Genomic DNA, 16,231 nt, shown 5'->3' with positions numbered 1-16,231 from the left:
AGGCTGGCTCGACCACGGCACTCGTCATGGCGTCATCATGCCGGGGCGGGTCGTGGTGGCCGACCCCGGATCAGGATTCGGCTGCGCCACGGGTCGGGGTGGGTGTACTGCGGAAGAGGGCCGCTCCCGGTCCCGCCCGATCACCAGGAGGAAACCATGCTCACGGGTGCTTCCGTCACCGCCAACATCCCCGCAGCGGACATCGCGCGGGCCCGCTCGTTCTACGCCGACGTGCTCGGACTGACCCCTGTCGCCGAGTTCGGTGAGGGCGGGATGCTGGTCTACCGCACCGGCAGCGGGACGGCGTTCAGCGTCTACCAGACCGAGTACGCCGGCCAGGCCGGTCACACGATCGCCCAATTCCACGTCGAGGACGTCGTGGCCGAGGCGCGCGCGCTGCAGGAGAAGGGCGTCACGCTCGAGACCTACGAGATGCCGGGCGTGGAGTGGGACGACGGCGTCGCCGACATGGCCGGAATGGGCAAGGCGGCCTGGTTCAAGGACAGCGAGGGCAACATCCTCTGTGTCGACTCCGGCTTCCCGGAGGCCTGAGATCCGGTCCACCTCGGTCGCCCGTGCCGGGTAGGTTCCGAGCGTGACCGACCACGATCCCTCCCCGACCGCCGTGCACGGGCGTGCTGCTCACGTGCGCGGCCTCGTGCTCGCTGCTGGTGCCGGGCGCCGGATGGGCGGGCCCAAGGCGCTCGTCCGGCGGCGCCCGGACGAGCCCACCCTCGTCGAGCGGGCCGTCTCGCTCCTGCACGCCGGCGGGTGCTCCGGCGCCACCGTCGTCGTCGGGGCGGCCGCCGAGGAGGTCACCGCCATCGTCACCGCGCTCGGTCGGGACGTCGACGTCGTCACCTGCCACGACTGGGACCAGGGCATGGGCGCCTCCCTCCGCGCCGGCCTCACCGCCCTCACCCGTTCGACCCACGAGGGCGAGGGCTGCGTCGACGCCGTGCTCGTCACCCTCGTCGACCTCCCGGACCTGACCCCCGAGGTCGTCGCCCGCGTCCTCGACGCCCCTTCCGCGGAGGACGGGCTGCGAGCAGCGCTGCGCCGGGCGGCATACGGCGGCGTGCCCGGCCACCCGGCCCTGATCGGCCGCGACCACTGGGAGTCGGTCATCGCCTCGGCGAGCGGCGACCACGGCGCCCGGCACTACTTCCGGGCCACGCCGCACGAGCTGGTCGAGTGCGGCGACCTCGCCACCGGGCGCGACGTCGACACCCCCGACGAGCTCGACGCGTCCCGTTAGGACGCCCCGCGCTTTCGCACGGCGGGTTCATCAGGAATGCTGCGGTAATGGATCAACTGTTCGCCAGTGCCGACGACGTCACGACCGCCCTGGGCGGCACGGGCTATCTCGCCGACGAGGCGCTCGCGACGATCACCTTCCTCGCGACCCGGCTGAGCCGGCCGATCCTGCTCGAGGGGGAGCCCGGCACCGGCAAGACGGCCCTCGCCGAGGGCCTCGCGCAGGCCCTCGACCTCGAGCTCATCCGCCTCCAGTGCTACGAGGGCATCGACGCGACGCAGGCCCTCTACGACTGGGACTTCCCGCGCCAGATCCTGCACCTGCGCACCGTCGAGGCCCTGAGCCGTGATGCGCAGCACGACGCGAGCCCCACCGACACCGCCGCGCTCGAGGCAGAGCTCTTCGACGAGCGCTTCCTGCTCGCCCGTCCGGTGCTCCAGGCCCTCCGCCAGGCCCCGTGCGTCCTGCTCATCGACGAGATCGACCGCGCCGACGACGAGTTCGAGGCCTTCCTGCTCGAGGTGCTCTCCACCTGGCAGGTGACGATCCCCGAGCTCGGCACCGTCGCGGCCTCGACCCCGCCGATCGTCGTGCTGACCTCCAACCGCACCCGCGAGCTGCACGACGCGCTCAAGCGCCGCTGCCTCTACCACTGGATCGACCACCCCGGCCTCGCCCGCGAGCTCGAGATCGTGCGCACCCGCCTCCCCGAGGTGAGCGCGACGCTCGCCGAGCAGGTCGTCACCCTCGTGCAGCGCCTGCGCACGAGCGGCGAGCTCATCAAGCCCCCGGGCGTCGCCGAGACCCTCGACTGGGCGCGCGCGCTCGAGACCGTCGGCGCGACGCGCCTCGACCCCGAGGTCGCCGCCGCGACCCTCGGCGCGGCCCTCAAGTACCGCGAGGACTCCGAACGCATCCGGGCCTCGCTCGACAAGCTCCTCACCGCATGAACCGTGCCGCCGACCCCCAGCCCGACGAGCTGCTCCTCGGCTTCGCGCGCGCCCTGCGCGCGGCCGGCGTGCACGTCACCGCCGACCGTGAGCGCACCTTCCTCGTGGCCGCCGCCACCGTCGGCATGGGCGAGCGCGCCGGCGTCTACTGGGCCGGGCGCTCGACGCTGACGAGCACGCCCGCGGACTTCCCGGCCTACGACGAGCTCTTCGAGCGCTGGTTCGGCGGCGAGGACATCCCCAAGGGCCGCCCCGTCGACGTGCAGCGCCCGCCCGTGCGCCAGGCGCCGCTCGACGACGGCGAGGGAGAGGGCGGCGACGGCGAGAACGACACCCTCGAGGCGCAGTCGAGCGCGCAGGAGGTGCTGCGCCACCGCGACGTCGCGACCCTGAGCGCTGCCGACCGCGCCGCCGCCGCGCGGCTCTTCGCCGCCCTCGGCCCGCGCTCGCCGATGCGCCGCGCCCGCCGCCACGTCCGCGCCGGCAGCGGCACCGTCGACGGCCCCGCCACCCTGCGCGAGCAGCTGCGCCGCATGGGCGAGCCCGGCCGCATCCACCACCGTCGCCGCGGCACCCGCCCGCGCCGCATCGTGCTGCTCGTCGACGTCTCCGGGTCGATGAGCCCGTATGCCGACAGCCTCCTGCGTCTCGCGCACGTCTTCGTGCGCACGGTCCCGCACGTCGAGGTCTTCACCATGGGCACCCGCCTGACCCACGTGACCCGGGCCCTCGCCGAGCGCGACCCCGACCGGGCGCTCGCCGCCGCCGGCCGCGTGGTGCCCGACTGGTCGGGCGGCACCCGCCTCGGGGAGGCCGTCGGTGCGTTCCTCGACCGCTGGGGCCGGCGCGGCATGGCCCGCGGGTCGGTCGTCGTCGTCTTCTCCGACGGCTGGGAGCGCGAGGGCCCCGAGGCGCTCGGCGAGCAGATGCGCCGGCTCGCCGCGCTCTCGCACCGCGTCGTGTGGGCCAACCCGCACCGCGGCAAGCTCGGCTACGAGCCGGTGCAGCAGGGGATCGTCGCGGCCCTGCCGCACATCGACGACTTCGTCGCGGGGCACTCGCTCGCGGCGTTCGAGGAGCTGATCGAGGTGGTGGCCCGTGCGTGAGGTGATGGACGAGCTGATGCAGTGGTGGTCGGCCGGCGAGACCGTCGGCGTCGGCACCGTCGTCGGCACGTGGCGCTCGGCGCCGCGACAGGCCGGCGCGTCGATGCTCGTCGGCCCCGGCGGCGAGGCCGTCGGCTCCGTCTCCGGCGGCTGCGTCGAGGGCGCCGTCTACGAGCTGGCCCAGGAGGTCGTCGCGTCGGGCGACCCCGTGCTCCAGCGCTACGGCGTCAGCGACGACGACGCGTATGCCGTCGGGCTCACCTGCGGCGGCATCCTCGACGTCTTCGTCGAGAAGGTTTCACGGGAAACCTTCCCTGAGCTCGGCGAGGTCGCCGCCGACGTCGCAGCCGGCCGGCCCGTCGCCGTCGTCACCGTCATCGAGCACCCCGAGCCCTCGTGGGTGGGCCGGCGGGTCGTCGTGCACCCCGAGGCCGAGGGCGACGAGGACGAGTCGATCCTCGGCTCGCTCGGCAGTGGCCGCGCGGACGACGCCGTCCGCGACGACGCGAGGGGCCTTCTCGCACAAGGCCGTTCGGCGATCCTCACCTACGGTCCCGACGGCGAGCGACGAGGTGAAGGCATGCGCGTCTTCGTCGCGGCGCACGCCCCGAAGCCGCGGATGCTCGTCTTCGGCGCCATCGACTTCGCCGCCGCCGTGGCCCGGGTCGGCAGCTTCCTCGGCTACCACGTCACCGTCTGCGACGCTCGCCCGGTCTTCGCGACGAAGACGCGCTTCCCCGGCGCCGACGAGGTCGTCGTCAGGTGGCCGCACGACTACCTCCAGCACGAGGTCGACGAGGGCCGGGTCGACGGCCGCACCGTCATCGCGGTGCTCACGCACGACCCGAAGTTCGACGTGCCGCTCCTCGAGGTGGCGCTGCGCCTGCCCGACGTCGCCTACATCGGCGCCATGGGCTCGCGCCGCACCCACGAGGACCGGCTCGAGCGCCTCCGCGAGGCCGGGCTCACCGACGACGAGCTGGCCCGGATGAGCTCGCCGATCGGCCTCGACCTCGGCGCCCGCACGCCCGAGGAGACCGCCGTCTCGATCGCAGCCGAGATCATCGCGCTGCGCTGGGGCGGGGCCGGCGACCGACTCGCCGCGACCGACGGACCGATCCACCACCACCACCCCGCGCACGACAACCCGCTCGGCCTTTGAGGGGAGGGCAGGTCACCGTCGCCGCGCTCGCACCCTGCTCCGCTTTCCGGAGCAGGAACCGAGCCTCGACTCGGAAGCTGCTCCGCTTTCCGGAGCAGGATGCGAGCGCCCGAGGGATGACCGCAGCCGCCGCGCCGGGTTCGGTGTCAGGTGCGGGGGCGCCAGCGCTTCCAGAGCGCCGTCGCCTCGGCGCGCACCTTGCCGTCGAAGCGCAGCTCGACCCGCACCGTCATCTGCGGCTCGGACGCCTCGGTGACGACCGCGTGCAGCTCGACCGGGTCGTGCAGCGGCGCCGGCCGCAGGTAGCGCACGTCGAGCCCCGCCGTCACGTACGACAGGTCGGCGCCGGGCAGCGGCGGCCAGCCCTGCCGCTCGGCCTCGAGCATGACGGCGGCCGCGCTGTGGCAGTCGAGGACCGTGCCGATGATGCCGCCGTTGAGGTAGCCGAGCCCGTTGTCGTGCTCGGGCCACGGCGTGAACGACGCGCCCACGCCCTCGGAGCCGGCGGAGTGGTCGGAGTCGTCGGCACCCAGCGGGTAGCTCCGCAGCTGCAGGCCCTTGGGGTTGCCCGGCCCGCAGCCGAAGCACGGCAGGTCGGGGTAGAGCCGCTCCTGGATGCTGAGCGGGAGGTCACGGTCGACGTCGACGGGTGCGTCCGGCATACGCTCAACCTACGCGGGGCGGGTAGGGCACCCGACACAGCTCCCGCACGGAGGAGGACACTCATGAGCACGTACCAGGTCGGCTACTTCGTCGGCAGCCTGTCATCGACCTCGCTCAACCGGACCCTCGCGCAGGCGCTCATCGCGCTCGCGCCGGGCGACCTCGAGTTCACCGAGATCCCCATCGGCAACCTGCCGCTCTACAGCCCGGACTTCGACAGCGACTACCCCGCCGAGGCGCGCGCCCTCAAGGAGGCCATCGCGGCCTCGTCGGCCGTGCTCTTCGTGACGCCGGAGTACAACCGCTCGATCCCCGGCGCCCTGAAGAACGCGATCGACTGGGCCTCGCGCCCGTGGGGCGAGAACTCCTTCAACCACGTGCCGGCCGCCGTCATCGGCGCCTCGCCCGGCCAGATCGGCACCGCCCTGGCGCAACAGAGCCTCCGTGCGGTGCTCAGCTTCTGCAACGCCCGACAGATGACCTCGCCCGAGGCCTACATCCGCCTCGAGCCCGGCGCCATCGCCGACGACAGCACCGTCACCGACGACTCGATGCGCCAGTTCCTCACCGACTTCATGCGGGAGTTCCGTGACCACGTCGAGCGCGTGCTCACGGTCCTCCCGCGTGACTGACGGGGCCGCCGGCCTCAGTGGGCGCTGGAGGTCTTCCAGAGGTTGATGCCGCCCTCGACGGCGTGCTGGTCGATCGTGTCGAGCTCCTCCTGGCTGAACTCGAGGTTGTGCAGCGAGCCGAGGCTGTTCTCGAGCTGGCCCACGGACGACGCGCCGATGAGCACCGACGTGACCCGCTCGTCGCGCAGGATCCAGGCCAGCGCCATCTGCGCGAGCGACTGCCCGCGCTGCTTCGCCATCTCGTTGAGCGCGCGGATGTGCGTGAGGTTCTGCTCGGTCAGCAGGTCGGTGGAGAGCGACTTGTCCTGCGAGGCGCGTGAGCCCTCCGGCACGCCGTCCAGGTACTTGTCGGTCAGCATGCCCTGCGCGAGCGGGCTGAACGCGATGCAGCCGACGCCCTCCTCGCCGAGCACGTCGAGCAGGTCCTCCTCGACCCAGCGGTTCAGCATCGAGTAGCTCGGCTGGTGGATGAGCAGCGGCGTGCCGAGGTCGCGCAGGATCGCGACCGCCTCGGCCGTGCGCGGGCCCGAGTAGCTCGAGATGCCGGCATAGAGCGCCTTGCCCGAGCGGACCGCGGTGTCGAGCGCGCCCATCGTCTCCTCGAGCGGCGTCGTCTCGTCGAAGCGGTGGGAGTAGAAGATGTCGACGTAGTCGACGCCCATCCGCGCGAGCGACTGGTCGAGCGAGGCGAGCACGTACTTCCGGCTGCCGCCGCCCTGGCCGTACGGGCCCGGCCACATGTCGTAGCCGGCCTTCGTCGAGAGGATCAGCTCGTCGCGGTAGCGCTTGAAGTCCTGCGCGTAGATGGCGCCGAAGTTGCGCTCGGCGCTGCCGTAGGGCGGGCCGTAGTTGTTCGCGAGGTCGAAGTGCGTGACGCCGAGGTCGAAGGCGCGGCGCAGCGTCGCGCGCTGGCGCTCGAGCGGCACGTCGTCGCCGAAGTTGTGCCACAGCCCGAGCGACACCGCGGGCAGGTCGAGCCCCGAGCGGCCGGTGCGGCGGTAGGTCATCGAGTCGTAGCGGCTGCGGTCGGCCTGGTAGTCGTCGGCGTGAAGAGTCATGTGCCCCAGTCTCGTCTGCATTGCGTGTGCCGTGGAAGCCGGGTCCCGCCCGAGGTTGCGGCGTTCCCCTTGTGAAGTAGTTGAACCCGAGTAAGACTCGCCTCGGGGAAGTCGCCTGAGAAGTCAATCGGCAAGTCAACTGCAGCGTGGCAGGGAGGACGAGCGCATGACCCGCATTTCCGTGACCGTCGACGGAGTGAGCTACTCCGACGAGGTCGAGCCCAGGACCCTTCTGGTCCAGTACCTTCGCGAGAACCTCGGCAAGACGGGGACGGTGATCGGCTGCGACACGAGCAACTGCGGCGCCTGCACCGTCCACCTCGACGGCACGAGCGTGAAGTCGTGCAACGTCCTCGCCGTCCAGGCGGACGGTCACGAGGTGACGACGATCGAGGGGCTCGCCGAGAACGGCGAGCTCCACCCGGTCCAGCAGGCCTTCCACGAGTGCCACGCCCTCCAGTGCGGCTACTGCACGCCGGGCATGATCATGCAGGCCTGCGACGTGCTGAAGAACAACGCGAACCCGAGCGAGCAGGAGATCCGCGAGGGCCTCGAGGGCAACCTCTGCCGCTGCACCGGTTACCACAACATCGTCAAGGCCGTGCAGCAGGCGGCGGGCACGATGAGCGGCGCGAGCTCGCAGGCGGTGTCGTCATGACCGTCACCGACGACCGGCCCGCCGAGGCCGCTCCCGAGATCGGCAAGGCGCGACGCCGCAAGGAGGACCAGCGCCTCATCACCGGCCGCACGCGCTGGACCGACAACATCCAGCTGCCCGGCATGCTCCACCTCGCCATGGTGCGCAGCCCGTTCGCGCACGCCACCATCAGCGCCATCGACGTGTCGGAGGCCAAGGCGGCCCCCGGCGTCATCGGGGTCTTCACCGGCGAGGACCTCAAGGACATCCAGGGCGTCAACATCACCGCCTGGCCGGTCTCGGCCGAGCAGAAGACGCCCGACCACCTGCCCGTCGCCGTCTCGCACGTGGCGCACGCCGGTGAGATCGTCGCCGTCGTCGCGGCCCGGTCGTCCTCGGCGGCCCGTGACGCCGCCGAGCTCGTCGACGTCGACTACGACGAGCTGCCCGCGGTGCTCGACCTCAAGGAGGCCGCCAAGGACGAGGTGCTCGCCCACCCGGACCTCGGCACGAACACGAGCGCCACGTGGCAGCTCGACTCGGCCGGCCAGGGCAGCGGCGGCGACGTCGAGGAGGCGATCGCCAAGGCCCGCGAGACCGGCATCGTCATCGAGCGCGAGTACCGCCAGCAGCGCCTCATCCCCGCCTTCATGGAGCCGCGCTCGACCGTCGTCGACCCGACCGGCGAGCAGGTGACGATGTGGTCGGCCACGCAGGTGCCGCACGTGCTGCGCTTCTGCATCGCCGCGACGACCGGCCTGCCCGAGTCGAAGATCCGCGTCATCGCCCCCGACGTGGGTGGCGGTTTCGGCGGCAAGCTGCAGACGACCCCCGAGGAGTTCGCCACCCTCGCCGTGGCCCGCAAGCTCGGCAAGCCGGTCAAGTACACCGAGACCCGTTCCGAGACGATGGTGAGCGGCCACCACGGCCGCGACCAGTGGCAGAAGCTGACGCTCGCCGCCGAGAAGGACGGCCGCGTCACGGCTCTCAAGGTCGACCTCATGGCCGACCTCGGGGCGTACGCGGCGCTCGTCGGCGGCGGCGTGCCCGTGCTCGGCGCGTGGATGTTCAACTCGATCTACAAGTTCGACGCCTACCAGTTCAACCTCACGAACTACTACACGAACAAGACGTGGGTCGACGCCTACCGCGGCGCCGGCCGGCCCGAGGCGACCTACGCCATCGAGCGGCTCATGGACGAGCTCGCGGCCGAGGTCGGGGTCGATCCGATGGAGATCCGCGAGAAGAACTGGATCACGCACGACGAGTTCCCGTTCACGACGGTCGCGGGCATGACCTACGACTCGGGCAACTACGAGGCCGCGACCGACAAGGCGAAGGAGCTCTTCGGCTACGACGAGCTGCGCGCCGAGCAGCAGCGCCGCCGCGAGAGCAACGACCCGGTCCAGCTCGGCATCGGCATCTCGACCTTCACCGAGATGTGCGGCCTCGCCCCGTCCCGCATCCTCGGCGCGCTCAACTACGGCGCCGGCGGCTGGGAGAGCGCCAGCATCCGGATGCTCGCCACCGGCACGGTCGAGGTCGTCACCGGCGTCTCGCCGCACGGCCAGGGCCACGAGACGGCATGGAGCCAGATCGTCGCCGACAAGCTCGGCGTCCCCTTCGAGAGCGTCGAGGTGCTGCACGGCGACACGCAGATCTCGCCCAAGGGCATGGACACCTACGGCTCGCGCTCGCTCGTCGTGGGCGCCGAGGCCGTCGTCCGCGCTGCCGACAAGGTCATCGAGAAGGCGAAGGTCGTCGCGGCCCACCTGCTCGAGGCCAGCGTCGACGACATCGAGTTCTCCGCGGGGAAGTTCGGCGTCAAGGGCACCGACAAGGGCATCTCGATGCCCGAGGTCGCCATCGCCGCGTGGACGGGCCACAACCTGCCCGACGGCATGGAGCCCTCGATCGACGCCGACGCGACGTTCGACCCCGACAACTTCTCCTTCCCCCACGGCACGCACCTGTGCGCCATGGAGGTCGACACCGAGACCGGGGCCACGACGATGCGCAAGTACGTCTGCGTCGACGACATCGGCACCATCATCAACCCGCTCATCGTCGAGGGGCAGGTGCACGGCGGGCTCGTCCAGGGCATCGCGCAGGCTCTCTGGGAGGGCGCGGAGTACGACGAGCAGGGCACCCTCGTGACCGGCTCGTTCGTCGACTACACCCTGCCGACCTCGGCCGACACGATCAGCTTCGTCACCGACCACACGGTGTCTCCGTCGACCTACAACACCCTGGGTACCAAGGGCGTCGGTGAGGCAGGCTGCATCGCCTCCACGCCGGCGGTCGTCAACGCCATCGTCGACGCCGTGCGCCCGATGGGCGTCAACGACATCCTCATGCCGTGCACGCCCGAGCGGGTGTGGAAGGCGATCCAGAAGGGGCGCTCGGTGCCCGGCGAGGGCGAACGCGACGCGCAGCCGCACTTCGACGAGGGCGTGCCCAACCAGGATCCCGGCGCTGCGAACGATGGGAGCCAGGCATGATCCCCGCCCAGTTCGACTACCTCGCCCCCACCTCCGTGGCCGACGCGATCACGGCGCTCGCCGAGCACGGTGACGAGGCCAAGGTGCTGGCCGGCGGCCAGTCGCTGCTGCCCATCCTCCGGATGCGCCTCAACGCGCCGGGCGTCGTCATCGACCTCGGCCGCATCGCCGAGCTGCAGGGTGTCACCGAGGACGGCGACCACCTCGTCATCGGTGCCATGACGACGTATGCCGACGTGCTGGCCTCCGAGGCCGTGTCGACGCACGCGGGTCTGCTGTCCAAGGCCGTCGCCACGGTGGCCGACCCGCAGATCCGCCACCGCGGCACCATCGGTGGCGCGCTCGTGCACGCCGACCCGGCCGGTGACGTGGGCGCACCGGCGCTCGCGCTCGGCGCCGAGCTCGTCATCGCCGGGGCGGGCGGCTCGACGCGCACCGTCGCGGCCGACGACTTCTTCGAGGACCTCTTCACGACGGCCGTCGGCGAGGGCGAGCTGCTGACGCAGATCCGGGTCCCGAAGCACACCGGGTGGGGCTCGCACTACGAGAAGTTCGTGCGGGTCAGCCACCAGTGGTCGATCGTCGGCATCGCCGCGACGGTGCGCAGCGAGGGCGGCACGATTGCCGAGGCCCGCGTCGGCCTGACGAACATGGGCTCGACGCCGCTGCGGGCGCGATCGGTCGAGGAGGCCCTCGTCGGACAGCCCGCGACCGACGAGGCCGTGCGTGCGGCCGTCGCCTCGGTCAACGACGGCACGAACCCGCCCGCCGACCTCAACGGCGACTCCGACTACCGCCGGCACCTCGCCGCGGTGCTGACGCGGCGCGCGGTGCTCGCCGCGGCGGGAGCGTGATCGCCGGATGGAGCTGACCCACTCGTTCACGGTGCCGACCTCGGTCGACGACGCGTGGGCCCTGTTCATGGACCTCGAACGCGTCGGAAGCTGCTTCCCGGGCGCGACGGTGACGGAGGTGACCGACGACGGCTTCAGCGGCACCGTCAAGGTCAAGCTCGGCCCCATCGCGCTCGTCTACTCCGGCTCCGGCTCGTTCGAGGAGCGCGACGACGCGGCCAAGCACGCCGTCATCTCGGCCAAGGGCAAGGACAAGCGCGGCAACGGCACGGCCGGCGCGACGGTGACGCTCACGCTGACCCCGGACGGCGACGGCACCCGCGCCGACGTCGTCACCGACCTCGCGGTCACGGGCAAGCCGGCGCAGTTCGGCCGGGGCGTCATGCAGGACGTCTCCGACAAGCTGCTCCAGGCCTTCGTCGCCTGCATCGAGAAGCAGCTGACGGGTCCCGAGGCCGCACCGGCCGGGGGTGCGGACGGGTCCGCGACGGCATCCGCACCGGACGCACCGGCCGCGCCCGTGGGTGGCTTCGTCGACTCGGCCTCCGACGCCCTCGCGGCCGACACGGGAGCCTCGTCGGCCGCGCCGGCCGGGGCACCCACGTCGGCGGCGCCGCCGTCGACCGCGCCGTCGACGCCGGCCCAGCCGGCGCACCGGCCGCCGCCCCCGCAACGCGTCGGTTCGGACGTGGAGGAGGACGCCGCGCTCGACCTCGGCTCCGCCGTCATGCCGGTGCTCATCAAGCGGTATGCCGGCTACGGCCTCGCGGCGCTCGTCGGCATCGTCGTCGGCTGGCTCATCGGTCACGACCGCGACGCCTGAGCCCCGACGGGCCACAGGCACCCGACCACCCCGCAGGCCCGGACGCGCACGCGACCGGGCCTGCGGCATACCTGCTCGCCCCCGGCTGTTGGAACGACAAGACCCGCCCCAACCCCTAGGAGAGTCATGTCCCGCGTCATCCTCATCGGCGGCCACGGCAAGGTCGCGCTGCTCGCCGCACCGCTGCTCGTCGCCGACGGCCACGAGGTCGTCTCCGTCGTGCGCAACCCCGACCACGTGGCCGAGGTCGAGGCCACCGGCGCGAGCGCGACCGTGCTCGACGTCGAGAGCAGCGACACCGACGCGATCGCCGACCTCGTGCGCGGCAGCGACGTCGTCGTGTGGTCGGCCGGAGCGGGTGGTGGCAGCCCCGAGCGGACGTACGCCGTCGACCGCGACGCCGCGATCCGCTCGATGGACGCGGCCGTCCGGGCCGGCGTCGGGCGCTACGTCATGGTCAGCTACTTCGGCGCCGGGCCCGACCACGGGGTGCCCGAGGACAACGGCTTCTTCGCGTACGCCGAGGCCAAGGCGGCCGCCGACGAGCACCTGAAGACGACCGACCTCGCGTGGACGATCCTGCGCCCGAGCGGTCTCACGCTCGAGGCGGCGACGGGCCACATCGAGACGGGCGACGGCGTCGAGGCCGGCCAGGTCTCGCGCGACAACGTCGCCCACGTCATCCGCTCGGTCGTCGCGCACCCCGACACGACGGCGCGCCGGATCCTCGCCTTCAACGACGGCCTGCAGGCCATCGACGAGGTCGTCAGCTCCTGACGTGCTCGGCGATGACGAGGTCCTGCCAGGCCATGCCGACGCTCTTGAAGACGTTCGGCCGGTCGGTGGCCCTCGTCACGCGCCCGAGCACGACGTCGGCCAGGGTGTGCACGTCGTCCCAGCTCAGCGGCCCCTGGGCCGCGGCGAGGATGACGTCGCCCGCCTCGCGGTGGGCGGTCTGCAGGTCCTCGACGACGACGAGCGAGCGGCCGAGCAGGCCTGAGCCGAGCTCGCGCCGGTGCGGCTCGTGCGAGCCGATGGCGACGACGCAGGCGCCGTCGGCCACCCAGTCGTCCTCGATGACCGGCGTGGCGGCGGAGGTGGCGGTGACGACGACCTGCGCGTCGCGCACCGCCGCCTCGAACGCCGGGTCGTCGACGGTGAGGCCTCGCGTAGCCATCCGGTGGCTCGACGCGAGCCCCGAGATGCGCTGGGCCGTGGCCCGGGCCGCGTCGGCGCTCCGGCCGACGACCGTCACCGAGGCCGGCTGCCGGATGGCGAGCAGCGCCTCCGCGTGCCCGAGCGCCTGGGGCCCGCTGCCGACGACGACGACCGACTCCACCCCGTCGGGGGCGAGGGCGTCCATGGCGACGGCCGAGACGGCGGGCGTGCGCAGCGACGTGATGGCCGTGCCGTCGACGAGCACCGAGGGCGCGAGCGTGTCGGGGTCGAGCAGGACGTAGACGGCCTGGATGCGGTCGAGCCCGCGCCCGGGGTTGCCCGGCGCGACCGAGAGCACCTTGACGCCCGCGCCGGTGCGGGTCGCCGACGGCATGACGAGCAGCTGGCCGGAGCCGTCACCCTCGCCGACGGTGGCCGCGAGGCGCGGCGGGTCGGTGGAGGGGTCGAAACCGTCGGCGAGCTCGCGGCGGATGAGCCGGCGCGCGCGGTCGGGCGACACGGAGCGGCGCACCCCGGCGGCGTCGACCCATCGCGGCTGCTGCACGCCCCGACCCTAGGCGAGAGGGCACGCGGCCGCGCGGTGGGCGTGCCGGCATCCCTCCTCGGGTGCGTGCGGACGCGCACGGGACGTAGGCTCGGTCGGTCGCCCACCACCCCGCGGCGACGGCCGTCAACGACGACACGAAGTCAGGACACCATGGCGCTCAGCGTTTTCGATCTCTTCTCGATCGGCATCGGGCCGTCGAGCTCGCACACCGTCGGCCCGATGCGGGCCGCGGCGCTCTTCGCCGAGCGGCTGCGCGACGAGGGCACGCTGACGCAGGTGGCGCGGGTGCGCTCGCAGCTCTTCGGCTCGCTCGGCGCGACCGGCCACGGGCACGGCAGCGACAAGGCCGTGCTGCTCGGGCTGACCGGGGAGCGGCCCGAGCTGTGCGACCCGCGCAAGGTCGAGGGCCGGCTCGCCGAGATCCGCGCGTCGAAGCGCGTCTCGCTGCTCGGTGAGCACCAGATCGACTTCGTCGAGCTCGAGGACCTCGTGCTGCACCGGCGCAAGACGCTGCCGGTGCACCCGAACGGCATGACGTTCACGGCGCTCGCGGCCGACGGCAGCGTCGTCGCCGAGCACACCTACTACTCCGTCGGCGGCGGCTTCGTCGTCGGCGAGGACGCCGACGGCTCGACGAAGATCGTCGAGGACTCGACGCCCGTCGCCCACCCGTTCCGCACCGGCGACGAGCTGCTCGCGCACTGCCGGGAGACGGGCAAGTCGATCGCGCGGATCATGCTCGAGAACGAGCTGTCGTGGCGCACCGAGCAGGAGGTGCGCGACGGGCTGCTCGAGATCTGGCGCGTCATGAAGGAGTGCGTGCGCAACGGCATCGCCACCGAGGGCGTGCTGCCCGGTGGCCTGCGGGTGCGGCGCCGCGCGCCCGAGCTCGCGCGCCGGCTGCAGCTCGAGGGCACGAGCGACGACCCGCTCCGCGGCATGGACTGGATCACGCTCTACGCGCTGGCCGTCAACGAGGAGAACGCCTCCGGTGGTCGCGTGGTGACGGCGCCGACGAACGGCGCGGCCGGCATCATCCCGGCGGTGCTGCACTACTACGCGAACTTCGTCAACGGCGCCGACCGCGACGGCATCGTCCGGTTCCTGCTCACGGCGGGCGCGATCGGCGTCATCTACAAGGAGACCGCGTCGATCTCGGGCGCCGAGGTCGGCTGCCAGGGCGAGGTCGGCTCGGCGTGCTCGATGGCCGCGGGCGCGATGGCCGCCGTCATGGGCGGCACGCCGGAGCAGGTCGAGAACGCCGCCGAGATCGGCATGGAGCACAACCTCGGGCTCACCTGCGACCCAGTCGGCGGTCTCGTGCAGATCCCGTGCATCGAGCGCAACGCCATCGCCTCGGTCAAGGCCATCACGGCCGCCCGCACCGCGCTGCGCGGGGACGGGTCGCACGTCGTCAGCCTCGACAAGGTGATCAAGACGATGCGCGAGACGGGTCGCGACATGAAGGTGAAGTACAAGGAGACCGCCCGCGGCGGCCTCGCCGTCAACGTCATCGAGTGCTGAGCGGCGACCGGGCGCGTGCCTGATCCGGGGCGACGGCGGGCGCAACCGGGGTGACCGCATGCGACAGACTGGCGCGCATGGATCACGTGTCGGTCGCCGAGCACCGGGCCGCCGTCGAGCGGCTGCTCGGCGACGGGTCGACGGAGACCGTGGCGCTCGACCGGCGTGCGGTCGGCCGTCGCCTCGCGACCGACCTCGTCGCGGCCGACGACCTGCCCCGCTTCGACTCCTCCGCCATGGACGGCTACGCCGTGCACCCCGGCTCGCCGGGGCAGGGGCGCTACCCCGTGCTCGGCGACGTGCCGGCGGGCTCGGCACCCGACTTCGGGCTCGCGCCGGGTGAGGCCGCCCGCGTCATGACCGGAGCCCGCCTGCCTGTCGGAGCCGCCTTCGTCGTGCCCGTCGAGCTGACCGACGCGAGCCCCACCGGCCCGGCACCCCGCGAGGTGACCGTGACGGCGGACGGGACGACGGGTGCACCCAGCGGGGTGCCTCCGCGCCGGCACGTGCGGGAGCGGGGTGAGGACGTGCGGTCCGGCGCCGTCGTCGCCGTCGCGGGCGCTGAGGTGACGCCGGCGCTCATCGCCCTCGGCCGGTCGGCCGGGTGCGCGACCGTCGAGGTCCGGCGCCGCACGCGGCTCGCCGTCGTGGCCACCGGGGCCGAGCTGGCGCCCGCCGCCAGCGACCCCGGCGCGGGCGGCATCCACGAGTCCAACTCCGACATGGTCGCGGCGCTGGCCGACGCCGCGGGCTGCGTGGTGACCCGCGTCGAGGTGTGCTCCGACGACCCGGAGCAGCTGCGGGCGCTGCTCGACGAGCTCGACGCCGACCCGCACGTCGACGTCGTCGTGACGACCGGTGGGGTGAGCGCGGGCGCCTACGAGGTCGTGCGACAGGTCTGCTCGCCGCTGCCGACGTTCGCCTTCGTGCACCTCGCCATGCAACCGGGAGGCCCGCAGGGGCTCGGGCGCTACGGGTCGACGCCCGTCGTGTGCCTGCCGGGCACCCCGGTCGGGGCCTTCGTCGCCTTCCACGTGCTCGTGCGGCCGGCCCTCGACCGGCGTCACGGGGTGCCGGCAGCGGAACCGCTGCGAGCGGCCTACGCCGGCCGGACCCGACGCACGCGGGCGGGCCGCGTGCAGTTCGTCACGAGCGTGCTCCACGCCGACGGCACGGTGACGGCGCCCGACGCGCGCCACCTCACGGCGCTCGCAGCCGCGACCTGCCTCATCGAGGTGCCCGAGGCCGTCGACGAGGTCGTCGCGGGCGACGTCGTGGTCGTGCACCCGGTCTGAGCCGCAGAGGCAGCGCCGAACCGCACTGAGCCGCGCCGAACC

The 16,231-nt window shown here is 72.8% G+C and carries 16 protein-coding genes; 13 read left to right on the top strand and 3 right to left on the bottom strand.

Translation table 11 applies throughout. The features are described from left to right. Window positions 1-156: 156 nt before the first annotated feature. Genes ABT295_RS14470 through ABT295_RS14450 form a run of 5 tightly spaced genes read left to right on the top strand, consistent with a single transcriptional unit; the run spans window position 157 to window position 4,476 of the window. Complete coding sequence (locus tag ABT295_RS14470) at window positions 157-552, top strand: VOC family protein (RefSeq protein WP_352395105.1); 396 nt, start codon at window positions 157-159, stop codon at window positions 550-552. Window positions 553-595: 43 nt separating this feature from the next. Next, window positions 596-1,258 carry a nucleotidyltransferase family protein gene (locus ABT295_RS14465; RefSeq protein ID WP_352395104.1) on the top strand — a complete coding sequence of 221 codons (663 nt, stop codon included), beginning with the start codon at window positions 596-598 and terminating at the stop codon, window positions 1,256-1,258. 47 nt (window positions 1,259-1,305) lie between these two features. Further along, window positions 1,306-2,208, top strand: a complete 903-nt coding sequence (locus ABT295_RS14460; RefSeq protein WP_352395103.1) for an AAA family ATPase — start codon at window positions 1,306-1,308, stop codon at window positions 2,206-2,208. Next, a complete protein-coding gene (locus ABT295_RS14455) occupies window positions 2,205-3,314 on the top strand; it encodes a vWA domain-containing protein (protein ID WP_352395102.1) in 1,110 nt (369 codons plus the stop codon). The genes ABT295_RS14460 and ABT295_RS14455 overlap by 4 nt, the downstream gene beginning before the upstream one ends. Next, window positions 3,307-4,476, top strand: a complete 1,170-nt coding sequence (locus ABT295_RS14450; protein ID WP_352395101.1) for an XdhC family protein — start codon at window positions 3,307-3,309, stop codon at window positions 4,474-4,476. The genes ABT295_RS14455 and ABT295_RS14450 overlap by 8 nt, the downstream gene beginning before the upstream one ends. Before the next feature lie 146 nt (window positions 4,477-4,622). Here the strand turns inward: ABT295_RS14450 and ABT295_RS14445 are convergent, their stop codons facing one another. Next, window positions 4,623-5,138 carry a PaaI family thioesterase gene (locus ABT295_RS14445; protein WP_352395100.1) on the bottom strand — a complete coding sequence of 172 codons (516 nt, stop codon included), beginning with the start codon at window positions 5,136-5,138 and terminating at the stop codon, window positions 4,623-4,625. A 63-nt stretch (window positions 5,139-5,201) separates the two neighbouring features. Here ABT295_RS14445 and ABT295_RS14440 point away from each other — a divergent pair, with 63 nt between their 5' ends. Then, window positions 5,202-5,771: an NADPH-dependent FMN reductase gene (locus ABT295_RS14440; RefSeq protein ID WP_352395099.1), complete on the top strand. Its 570-nt coding sequence runs from the start codon at window positions 5,202-5,204 to the stop codon at window positions 5,769-5,771. A 14-nt stretch (window positions 5,772-5,785) separates the two neighbouring features. On the opposite strand, the gene mgrA is transcribed toward ABT295_RS14440, so the two are convergent. After that, window positions 5,786-6,829: an L-glyceraldehyde 3-phosphate reductase gene (gene mgrA / locus ABT295_RS14435; RefSeq protein WP_352395098.1), complete on the bottom strand. Its 1,044-nt coding sequence runs from the start codon at window positions 6,827-6,829 to the stop codon at window positions 5,786-5,788. Between the two features lie 166 nt (window positions 6,830-6,995). Here mgrA and ABT295_RS14430 point away from each other — a divergent pair, with 166 nt between their 5' ends. The 5 genes from ABT295_RS14430 (at window position 6,996) to ABT295_RS14410 (ending at window position 12,421) form a co-directional block, all read left to right on the top strand. Then, window positions 6,996-7,487, top strand: a complete 492-nt coding sequence (locus tag ABT295_RS14430) for a (2Fe-2S)-binding protein (protein ID WP_352395097.1) — start codon at window positions 6,996-6,998, stop codon at window positions 7,485-7,487. Continuing rightward, the gene (locus ABT295_RS14425; RefSeq protein WP_352395096.1) at window positions 7,484-9,967 is read left to right on the top strand and encodes a xanthine dehydrogenase family protein molybdopterin-binding subunit; all 2,484 of its coding nucleotides are present in this window, start codon (window positions 7,484-7,486) and stop codon (window positions 9,965-9,967) included. The genes ABT295_RS14430 and ABT295_RS14425 overlap by 4 nt, the downstream gene beginning before the upstream one ends. Continuing rightward, window positions 9,964-10,821: an FAD binding domain-containing protein gene (locus ABT295_RS14420; RefSeq protein WP_352395095.1), complete on the top strand. Its 858-nt coding sequence runs from the start codon at window positions 9,964-9,966 to the stop codon at window positions 10,819-10,821. Before ABT295_RS14425 ends, ABT295_RS14420 begins: the two co-directional genes overlap by 4 nt. A 7-nt stretch (window positions 10,822-10,828) precedes the next feature. Continuing rightward, window positions 10,829-11,644: an SRPBCC family protein gene (locus tag ABT295_RS14415; RefSeq protein ID WP_352395094.1), complete on the top strand. Its 816-nt coding sequence runs from the start codon at window positions 10,829-10,831 to the stop codon at window positions 11,642-11,644. Window positions 11,645-11,770: 126 nt separating this feature from the next. Then, a complete protein-coding gene (locus tag ABT295_RS14410) occupies window positions 11,771-12,421 on the top strand; it encodes an NAD(P)H-binding protein (RefSeq protein WP_352395093.1) in 651 nt (216 codons plus the stop codon). Here ABT295_RS14410 and ABT295_RS14405 read toward each other — a convergent pair. After that, a complete protein-coding gene (locus ABT295_RS14405) occupies window positions 12,411-13,367 on the bottom strand; it encodes an ornithine cyclodeaminase family protein (RefSeq protein WP_352395092.1) in 957 nt (318 codons plus the stop codon). The two genes, ABT295_RS14410 and ABT295_RS14405, sit on opposite strands and share 11 nt — an antisense overlap. A gap of 153 nt (window positions 13,368-13,520) precedes the next feature. Between ABT295_RS14405 and ABT295_RS14400 the strand changes: the two genes are divergently transcribed. After that, window positions 13,521-14,894: an L-serine ammonia-lyase gene (locus ABT295_RS14400; RefSeq protein WP_352395091.1), complete on the top strand. Its 1,374-nt coding sequence runs from the start codon at window positions 13,521-13,523 to the stop codon at window positions 14,892-14,894. 77 nt (window positions 14,895-14,971) lie between these two features. After that, complete coding sequence (locus tag ABT295_RS14395; protein WP_352395090.1) at window positions 14,972-16,189, top strand: molybdopterin molybdotransferase MoeA; 1,218 nt, start codon at window positions 14,972-14,974, stop codon at window positions 16,187-16,189. Window positions 16,190-16,231: the final 42 nt, after the last annotated feature.

This window comes from Terrabacter sp. NPDC000476, assembly GCF_040300125.1.
GTDB lineage: Bacteria > Actinomycetota > Actinomycetes > Actinomycetales > Dermatophilaceae > Terrabacter.
The sequence above is the reverse complement of the archived record's forward strand: the minus strand, read 5'-3'. Positions and strand labels throughout refer to the sequence as shown.